Origin of the sequence: Nostoc sp., assembly GCF_036917535.1 — a bacterium.
GTDB lineage: Bacteria > Cyanobacteriota > Cyanobacteriia > Cyanobacteriales > Nostocaceae > Nostoc.
In genome coordinates this window covers 103419-114007 of record NZ_JBALDA010000095.1, presented here as the reverse complement: position 1 = coordinate 114007, position 10589 = coordinate 103419, and the positions used below count along the sequence as shown (strand labels likewise).

At 40.4% G+C, this 10589-nt stretch carries 5 protein-coding genes; 3 read left to right on the top strand and 2 right to left on the bottom strand.

All coding sequences use genetic code 11. From position 1 onward, the window contains the following. Together V7K56_RS32025 and V7K56_RS32020 are read right to left on the bottom strand one after the other, a co-directional pair. A partial coding sequence (locus V7K56_RS32025; protein ID WP_334917352.1) for an nSTAND1 domain-containing NTPase occupies nucleotides 1–4102 on the bottom strand: 4102 nt, incomplete at its 3' end. A gap of 90 nt (nucleotides 4103–4192) precedes the next feature. Then, a complete protein-coding gene (locus V7K56_RS32020; protein WP_334917350.1) occupies nucleotides 4193–5548 on the bottom strand; it encodes an ATP-binding protein in 1356 nt (451 codons plus the stop codon). Between the two features lie 408 nt (nucleotides 5549–5956). On the opposite strand from V7K56_RS32020, the gene leuC reads away from it, so the two are divergent. The 3 genes from leuC to V7K56_RS32005 all read left to right on the top strand — a co-directional run bounded on the left by leuC (nucleotide 5957) and on the right by V7K56_RS32005 (nucleotide 9658). After that, complete coding sequence (leuC, locus tag V7K56_RS32015) at nucleotides 5957–7360, top strand: 3-isopropylmalate dehydratase large subunit (protein WP_334917348.1); 1404 nt, start codon at nucleotides 5957–5959, stop codon at nucleotides 7358–7360. A gap of 111 nt (nucleotides 7361–7471) precedes the next feature. Beyond that, nucleotides 7472–8080, top strand: coding sequence for a 3-isopropylmalate dehydratase small subunit (gene leuD, locus V7K56_RS32010; RefSeq protein ID WP_334917346.1), 609 nt, complete (start codon nucleotides 7472–7474; stop codon nucleotides 8078–8080). Between the two features lie 744 nt (nucleotides 8081–8824). After that, nucleotides 8825–9658: a hypothetical protein gene (locus V7K56_RS32005; protein ID WP_334917344.1), complete on the top strand. Its 834-nt coding sequence runs from the start codon at nucleotides 8825–8827 to the stop codon at nucleotides 9656–9658. Nucleotides 9659–10589: the final 931 nt, after the last annotated feature.

Here is a 10589-nt window from a genome sequence, read left to right as displayed (position 1 = left end):
TCAGGGATTTGAGGAGTTGACCACTACTGACATCCCAGATTTTAATGGTCTTGTCATAACTAGCAGAAGCTAACTGTTGTCCATTGGGGCTGTAGGCGACACTATTGACCGAATTGGTATGTCCCTCAAGGGTTCGCAGGACTTTACCGGTGGAAATATCCCAGAATTTGATGGTTTTGTCACGACTCCCAGAAGTCAACAGTTGTCCATTGGGGCTAAACACTACACTATAGACCGAATCGGTATGTTGGTTAAGAGTTCGCAGGACTTTGCCATTGAAGATATTCCAGAGTTTAATAGTCTTATCATCACTAGCGGATGCTAACTTTTGCCCATCAGGACTGAACACTACAGTAATGACCGAATCGGTATGTCCGTCAAGGGTTTGTAGGACTTTGCCAGTGGAGATATCCCAGATTTTAATAGTCTTATCATCACTAGCGGATGCTAACTTTTGTCCATTAGAGCTGTAGGCGACACTATTGACCGAATTGGTATGTCCCTCAAGGGTTCGCAGGACTTTGCCGGTGGCAATATCCCAGATTTTAATAGTCTTGTCATCACTAGCGGACGCTAAATTTTGTCCATCAGGACTGAAGACGACACTCCATACGCTATTGCTATGGCTGCTGAGGGTTTGCAGGAGTTTGCCACTACTGACATCCCAGATTTTGATGGTCTTGTCATTACTAGCAGAAGCTAACTGCTGTCCATTGGGGCTGTAGGCGACGCTAAAGACGTAACTGCTATGACCAGTCAGGGTTTTGACGAGTTGACCACTACTGACATCCCAGATTTTGATGGTATTGTCATCACTAGCAGAAGCTAATTGCTCTCCACTGGGGCTGTAGGCGACGCTTCTGACTTGATCGCTATGACTTTCTAAGGTATTCACCTCGATCGCACGGTTTTCTTTCTTCTCGTTTGGCTTTAAATAAACAGCTTGCTGTAAAGTTAACACCGTTTGCATTCGGATATCGCTTCTGTGCTGTGCCCAAATTGTATGCTTGAGTTTGTTACCTGCTTTTAAGGCTGTTATTAAAGCATCTGGATGTTGTCCAGATGCAACAAAGGCTTCCGAAGAATTATTGATGGCGTTAATTAGCTGAACATTTGCTTCTACTGTCCACTGAAATGTTACTACTGCTAGTCCAGCAAATCCTAAACCTGCGGCAATAGAACTAAAAAGGGCGCGTTTGAGAAAGTTATTCAGTTTCGCCTCACTCAGTTTTCTTTGTTCTCGTTCCTTTTCCAGTTCTGCCATTACCTGTTTTAACTTCGGTTCCTGTTGCTTGCGGATAAATCCAGCGATGTAGTCGTGTACCAGTTGATAACGGTCGGTCAGATTTTCTGGTAGCAAAACTACTAAGCCGGATTGGACAAAAATCTCTAACACTAAATCTAATTTACTAATTTCAGAAGCTTGTTCCGCCCTAGCTTCCGATCCCCCCGCCTTCGGCGACCCCCTTAAAAAGGGGGTAGCAAGAATAAAGCCCCCCTTTTTAAGCAGGGTTGGGGGGATCTTCGAGAAGTACGGCGTCAAATCGCGTTCCAACTCAGCGCGAGTCTTCAGAGGGCGAGTTCCTTTTTCATCGGTCAGCAAATACAGTAATATATTTGCTGCTTGCTGATTTTCTTCACCGCAATCATTAACAACTTCATCCAAATAACGCTTAACCAATTCGTCCTTAGTGCCGCGTTGCCGATATTCTGCCAGTGTTGTAATATTCTCCGTTTGCAGTTGCGCCCCCACAACCTGCAACTCAATCGGACGAACTTCACCTAATTCTCCGGCTAAATCTAGCACCAGTTGTTCTACTAAAGCAGGTTCTAAGTGAAAGCTAGTATTTTCAGTTAAACGTTCAATCATTGACTTCGCATCAGCAGGTGAGAAGTTCCCCAACTTGTAAAGCACATTATTACTGAGAATGTCATTGCCAATAATCTTGAGACTGGACAAATCATTGCACTCTAACAAGTAATGGATGTAATCCACCCGCAGCAATAAGATAACTTTCACCGATAGAACATTCAAACACTCTCCCAGAAACTCAAAGAATTGCTTTCTTTGTGCAGGTTCGGTGTAAACAAAGAAAAATTCCTCAAATTGATCGAAAATTAGCACTGTGCGGAGGTTGTGCTGTTCGTTTTCTTTAAGTCTGGATATTAAATATTGCGGAGTTCCAAGTTCAGAGGTCGAATGTTGAAGTTCAGAGGCTGAAGTTCCGAGCTCAGAGGTCGAAGTTCCGAGTTCAAAGGTCGAACGTTGATGCTCTGAAGCTGAAGTTCCGAGTTCTGAGGTTGAACGTTGAGGTTCAGAGGTCGAAGTTCCGAGTTCTGAGGCTGAACGTTGAGGTTCTAACTCTCGCCACTCCCCACTTCCTGCCAAAAGCCTCCCCAACTCTTCCACCCAGTTGGTGTAAACGCGCATTACTATCGGCAAATAATCTTGAGTACCGATTGCTTTATCCTTTAAAGCTGGTATAAGTCCCGCATTCACCAGGGAACTTTTGCCTACACCTGATTGCCCATGAATGACTATCAGCTTATAATCAGGGCGACCCATACGTTCAATCAAACGTTCTATATCCAACAGGCGACCAGATGCAGCAATTTCTGGGGCAATATTTCCTTGGGGAGAGTTTGAGCGCAATGTCTCTACAAATGCCTGTTTTGTAGCTTCTAACCTACCCGCACCAGTAAAAGCCCGCAAACCAAATTGCTGTTGAATAGAACGGCGTTGCTGTCTGATTTTGTATGCTTTGAGATATTCTTTCTGCTCAAAATAAAGCTGCTGCAAAAATCTGAGAATATCCAAGTAAAGCCTGACATCTTCTAGGGGATTACCCACATCCCTAGCAGTTTCTAAACTAAGAGTTGCCTGTTGAATTTGACCTAAATGGTATTGAGAACGACCTAAAATAAACTGATACAAGCTCAAATCTTTTGATTCTAAAACCTTTTTGGGAATATCACCTAAAATCCCTGATATATTCAGTGATTCTAAATTGGGAACCGCAGCAAAAACTTCTAAGGCTTGCTTGACTAACTGATTTGCTTTAACCCAGTTATTTTGAGCCAAAGCTACCTCAGCTAAAAAACCGTAATCCTTGGCTAATTCCCTTGGCTGGTTGTTATTTTGATGGATTACTAAAGCTTGTTCTGAAAGACTGTGCAACGTTTCCCACTTTTGCAAGTCTCGCAATACATCACCGAATTTAACTACTGCATTAGCAATTAAATCTGGAATTTTAAACTGTTTAATAAAACTTATATACTTTTGAAAGTAATGCCAACTTGTATGCCAATCTTGACAATTGATATTTTGATTGTTAAAAGCTTTCAGATAATAGCAAAAACTAATTTCGCCAAGGATTTTTACCTGTCTTTCTAAGTTATCACTTTGCTGCCAAAGCTCTAAAGCTTTATGATAATGCTGTAGCGCCAAATCTTTTTGATTCTTTATCTGTTTAATCAAACCTAATAAAGATTCTAAATTAGCTTGAATTTCTAAATTATAAATATCTGGTTTTTGGAGTAAGTCTTTTTGTGCTGCTTCTAACTCCTTTTCCAGTTTCAGATATACATTGACGTTAAATTTTAAGTTATTACTAAACCATTGATTAGCCGTTTCGATGATAAAATTTACTAATTCCTGTGTTGATATGGCAAAATTTCTCGTAGTTGCCCAACTTTCCAAATCTGGTGCAAGCTGTATTAGTTGCTTGTAGATTTCATCGTCAATCCACAACACTAAGGGAAAAGCAAAATTCTTGCGAAACTCTTCCCGCACCTGATTTGCAGAAGTTAACATCACAGACAAATTCTGCACTGATTCCAAACCCACAACCATCACACAGGCTGGTATTTCTGCGCCGAATTCTTCCTGAATGGCAGTATAAAGAGTTCTGTTTGATTGCTGCACCGTCAAGACACGAATTTCGACTTGACAAATTTCTCGCAGTCTGGAGATTAAGCGATCGCGCAAGCTAGTATAATTACACCGTGCCAAAATCAGCTTAAACTGTCCCACAGAGGATTCGATTGCCCAAGCTAATTGTTGCAGTCCCTTTTCGTTTTCAGGTTGCTGTGAATCTGTCATACCAATTTGGAATTTTGAATTTTGGATTAAAAGAGCCAAGCGAATAGCAAATGTAGGGTGCGTTACGCTTCGCGGTAACACACCCTACCGTCAAGAAACGTTCAACTCTCTTGCTTCTGCCAAAACCGGATTAACATCAAACCAAGTCTCGCCACCATCCCGATATTCAAATACAAACCGACTGCGAATCAGTTTTTGATATCCGTGGTCATCACTCACCTTTTTCTTTTCCTTGACATGACGTAACAATTGCCACTCATCCTCAGAAATCGGTAATATGATTTCATTCCGCCGAGAACGAATCACTTGCTCTAAAGTTTCACGGGTTAGGGGAAGACTCATCTCTTCCATAATCCAAGTATTCAGCAGTCTCAGCACGTCGCGCACATGACCACCGCTGATTTTACATAACCGTTCTAGGCTTGCAGCACTATCAAAAATCTCGGTAACTTTATTTAAACGCTCCTCTGGCGTCATGTCAGGAAAAGCTCTAGCTAGTATCATCTGCTGCATGAGTGCCATTCCCTGTGTATGAACACTGCCATCAGTCCTTTGTACAGGTACCATTGGTAACACCTTGGGATCTTCTGGGAAACGCTGAGTCAGCATTCCGTAATCGTTGGAAAACTTCAAAGCCAAGGGCATGGTGTAAAGTAGATGACAATTAAGCCTTGTCAAAAACTCACCCTGATCGACAAATAAATATTCCTGCTGCGGACGACCCCAAGGTTTGGCACGATTATCTATGCGGTCAAGATTATCAACAATTACCACTAGACCATTTTTACCCTGCTGTTTGAGTTTCGCGATCGCAGGTTCCAATAATTCTTGATTAATTGCTTCTAGCAGCTTAGTTTTTTGCGGTGCTAAATACTGATTGAGTTTTTCGCGCAGCGTTGGGTCATTTTTCATCTTCGCAGTGATTTCACCAATGCCCACTGACAGAGAAAACTTTTCTTTATCTGCGGATAAACCGACATCCCCAACCACCGGAAGCTTAACTTTTCCCGCCGTCACCTCGAAGTTTAAGACCTTCCAAGCACCTTGTAGCAACTCATTAAACTTGTTGGGTGACTCTAGGGTAATTTTATCCAGACTTTGACTCACACGACGAGCGATCGCTAGCAGCACATCAGCAATATCGACATCGGTCATTTCCAAGTCATCACTGGACTCAAAATAGACCACATGGAAGCCTAACTTTTCCAGTTCTGCCTGTAACCGTAATAATTCTGTCGATTTCCCACAACCAATATGTCCAGTAAATAAAGTGCAAGTGGGTTCATTCGGCTTAAAAAAAGTAATCTTCTGCTTCAGCTTGCCAAGAATATCACCACCTCGTACCGAGGAAAAATCTATATAATATTTGCCATCAGAGCTATTGCTGACAAACAGAGTTCTGCTGGGATCGCTAGCCTGATAAAATTCCCGTAAATCTATGGACATAGCCTGGTAGTGCAATAATCTGGTATTGTCTTAACATATCCTTGTGAAAAAGGATAAATAATCAATTCAAAATTCAAAATTAAATTCAGCCACCTACAAGGGGTGGGGTTTCTACCTACCTTGGGAGATAAGAATTCTTTCGCGCCACTTGCGGGCGAGGTTTTAAACCTAACTTTTTTCATAAAATTATTTACATATTTGCATCTCAATATTTCGGAGAATTCGCGCTTTTGCTGCCTAAAAGGCGAGTAAATTACATTCATAAGTTCTCTGCGTACCTCAGCCTTCCTCTGCGTTTAAATTTCACTCCTCAACTGCAAATCTGTAAGTAATATGAAGCAATCTGTAAAAACCGAGACTTTTTTTTGATACTATTTAAGTCCGGACTCTTTAAATATTGATTGACGTATGAGCAAAGGTACCCTGTTTGACAAAGTTTGGGACTTACACACCGTTGGTACACTTCCCTCAGGGCTGACGCAACTATTTATCGGGCTTCATCTAATTCATGAAGTCACCAGTCCCCAAGCCTTTGCTATGTTACGCGAAAGGGATCTAAAAGTACTGTTTCCACAGCGGACTGTTGCCACAGTCGATCATATTGTGCCCACAGAAAATCAGGCGCGTCCCTTTGCCGATGACTTGGCAGAGGAAATGATTCAGGCGCTGGAAAATAACTGTCAAGAAAATGGCATCAATTTTTATAATATTGGTTCTGGCAGTCAGGGTATAGTTCACGTCATCGCTCCAGAACTTGGACTGACTCAGCCAGGAATGACGATCGCTTGTGGAGATAGTCACACTTCCAGTCATGGCGCATTTGGTGCGATCGCATTTGGTATCGGTACTAGCCAAGTCCGGGATGTTCTCGCTTCCCAAACCCTCGCCCTCTCGAAACTGAAAGTCCGCAAAATTGAAGTTAACGGCACTCTCAATCCAGGAGTTTATGCCAAAGATGTCATCTTGCATATCATCCGTACCCTTGGGGTGAAAGGTGGTGTGGGCTATGCTTATGAATTTGCAGGTACGACCTTTGAGCAAATGAATATGGAAGAGAGGATGACTGTCTGCAATATGGCGATCGAAGGTGGTGCTAGATGCGGCTACGTCAATCCCGATCAAGTCACCTACGATTACCTCAAAGGCAGAGATTTTGCTCCCAAAGATGCAGATTGGGATCAAGCAGTAGCTTGGTGGAAATCCATCAAGAGTGATACTAATGCCCAATACGATGATGTAGTGGTATTCGACGCTGCGGAAATTCCTCCTACCGTCACCTGGGGAATTACTCCTGGTCAAGGTATCGGTGTCAACCAGTCAGTACCTCAACCGGAAGAACTACTGGAAGAAGACCGATTTATTGCCGAAGAAGCTTACCGCTACATGGATTTATATCCTGGTCAAGCAATCAAGGGTACAAAAATCGATGTCTGCTTTATTGGTAGTTGCACCAACGGCAGAATTAGTGATTTGCGAGAAGCTGCAAAAATCGCCAAAGGTCGCCATGTTGCACAGGGAATCAAAGCCTTCGTTGTCCCTGGTTCGGAAAGGGTGAAGGAAGAGGCAGAAGCTGAAGGGTTGGATAAAATTTTTCAAGAAGCCGGATTTGAGTGGCGCGAACCGGGATGTTCTATGTGTCTAGCCATGAACCCCGATAAGCTACAAGGAAGACAAATCAGTGCTTCTTCCTCCAACCGCAACTTTAAAGGAAGACAGGGTTCCTCTTCCGGTCGGACATTGTTAATGAGTCCGGCGATGGTCGCCACTGCTGCGATTAAAGGCGAAGTCTCTGATGTGCGCGAGTTGTTGTAATTTCCAAAAGGGCATGGGGCATTGGGCATGGGGCATTGGTTATTCCCCTTGTCGCCTTATCTCCCTGATCCATTTTTCAACAGACTGTCATTGAAATAATAGATAAAATCTATGGTGAGTGAAGTTAAAACAGTTTCAGGGCACGCTGTACCCTTAGTGGGCAATGATATAGATACTGATCGGATCATTCCCGCGCGATATTTGAAAGCCGTTACTTTTGATGGGTTAGGCGAAGGTGCGTTTATCGACGACCGAACAGCACTTAAAGGTGAACATCCCTTTGACCAACCCCAATACCAAGGCGCGAATATTTTAATAGTCAATCGTAACTTTGGCTGTGGTTCATCACGGGAACATGCACCCCAAGCGATCGCAAAATGGGGAATCCAAGCTTTAATCGGTGAAAGCTTCGCCGAAATCTTTTTCGGTAATTGTGTGGCAATGGGCATACCTTGTGTGACAGCCGATGCTGTTACTGTTAAAAAACTGCAAGATTTAGTGGCTGCCAATCCTCAAGCCACCGTAACAGTGAATTTGGAAACCTTGCAAGTGGAAATTGGTGATTATATTGTTTCAGTTGCGATCGGTGAAGGTACAAGAAGCACATTTATTTCTGGAACTTGGGACGCTTGCGGTCAGTTAGTAGCTAACGCTGACCAAGTTCGGGCAACAGCTACAAAATTACCCTACGTCGGTTGGAGCAATTTAGCCGCGAGTTAGTATTCTCTCATTCCCTGGCTCTGCCAGAGAATGCTTATTGGTGGGCGGGCTGCCGCCTCCATTGCCGCAATGCACTAGGTGGACTGCCTCTCTAATGAAAACTGCATGGGTCTGGGGATGGTAACGATTACTTGAATATGCCAGCCCAATATCTGTTTATCGATAGAGTAATTTAATTGACACAAGTATTTACAAGTGTATGATTCATGAAGCTGAATTTATCGCACCGTAGACGATCGCTTTTCCCAATTTGGAAAAAATCGTGCCTGCGCTACTGTCCATAACGCCGATTTTTTTATTGGGGCTTACGCCTTTTGAGAGAACAGGAACTGAAAAATATACCAAGCTGAATGCTCGACGCTTCCTACATTTTAATTGGGGAGATTTGTAAAATTCTGGTCATAGCTGCTCTGAAGCGATATTTGGGTGTGACTGAGCAGCAGAAAGGAAATGCGATTTCTACTTTGGTTTTTTAGAAAAGTGATAACAATAAAAATTAATATAAAATTTTAATTAGAAAGACTATTCAGATAGGGAATAATATAATTTAATTGAAACAATTATCCGATTCATATTTAAAAGATGTTATATTTACTTCTCCTTAAATTACTACATGAAAATCGAAAGTTTACTACTATTAATCCCATTTTAAATACTTTCTCCTTAGATTCTTGTAAAGAGATCGATACTGCTTCTAATCATGAAAAATTCATTAAAATCAAGAGAAAAAGTATAATTAATTCTTTGCAAAACTACACAGTCGGACATAATATTTTTCTGAAACAAGCTCTTGATGACTATAACGAAGCTGTCACTTATTTATTTATTAAAAATAAAAATATACTTATAGAGAGAATAACCGAAATCCAAGGAAAAAACACACCTGATTTTCGATTTAAATTAAATAATGAAACATTTTATATTGAAATGAAAACGTTAGGTTTTGCTAACGGAGAGCTAAATTATTATGATGCTATAAACGAAGGTTTAAATGCTCAAGTTTCTCTTGTAGAGCAAATAAAAGCTGGAAGAGAGATAGCAGTTGCTGAAGCTGTTACTAGTTCTTTTAATATTAGTAATAAAGGGAATTTGTATAATAATTTAATTCAAACTAAAATTATTGAAATTTTAATTACTAAAATTAATAATAATTTAAATAAAGAACAATTTTCCCTTGGAAAAACTATACTTTTTATCGATTTATCTCTAATGCTAATGCCATACGATTGGAGATTGAATTCTGTTCCTATATTTCAAGAAAAGCTAGGAAAATCTCTGGTTAGCGGTGTATTTTGGCATTCAGCATTTGGCAAGGTAGGTGAAAGAATATTTTCAGCCATTGAATTTGAAGGAGCGAGAAATATTGAAGGTGAATTAAGCGTAGAAGGGATTTTAAATAATCATTCTTGGATACAAGCTTTATGTTTTCAAACATACAACATAAGCCGACAAAGGAAAGTAGTTTGTTTATATAGAGAAAAAGATAAAGAAATGATTGATATTCTTCATCCCTTGTGTGATTTTTTCAATGACGAATTGAATACAAACGGTTATGAAGTTCTTCAAGCAGGATTTTAACACATTTGCGATGTTATATAGATGCTAATTAACCTGAGTTCGGGATAATAAATCCTCAAAACCCTTAAATTCTCGTTGTTCGGTCTGAAGCTCTGTTTGAACCTATTCTCAATAAAGCATATTGTTGATATTAATCTCATTTGCGAACCTTATTGACAAACTGATTCGACTTTAATTGCTTCTTTGATCGCTTAGATTTTTGTTCAATCCTTATAGAATAAGCTTTTTAGCTTCTGGCTTAACCCGAACTCAGGTTAATTAGATATATAAACACTACAGCAAAAAATTCAGGTAGGTACGCAAGACTTAAGAATTGCTGCGTAGGCGTAGCCAGCCGTAGGCATCGCTCTGGCTAAAGGGGCAATTCTTGTTATGCGTAATCATAAAGATTTTAGCAAAGTTCCTAATTTATCTCTTCAAGATTGGACTATTGATGGGTATTGTTAAAAACACGCGAAACTAAATCATGTGTTAACTATAATGCCTATTGCACTAGGTAAGATACTGATTGTACGCTTTGTAATAACGCTTGAAATTACTTTTTGGCACTGCTTTTAACGAGATTTTTATCTTCATAGAAGTCATTGATTACTGTGTAATCAATATATTGCAAGCAGTGTATATACTTTAAAATTAAGTGCTAATTTTAACAATTAGGTATTTAATCTTCGCAGATTAGAAGCACTATTTTAAACTTTAACGAAAATCGTTCAATAGTCGAAAGCTAGCTTGCAAAAGGCATTTACAAGCTATTCTCTCTTTTGAAAATGACGTGAAAAGGTCAGGTCTTTCTCTAAAACTCATAGTAAAGAAATTTTACAAAAACCAATTTTCTGCATAAAAGAAGAACATATCTCTGATTAATACTTAGCAGCTAAAAACTAGAAGTTTTGTAGTTAGTAGACAGAAACTAGTACTTCTATACTTTTCT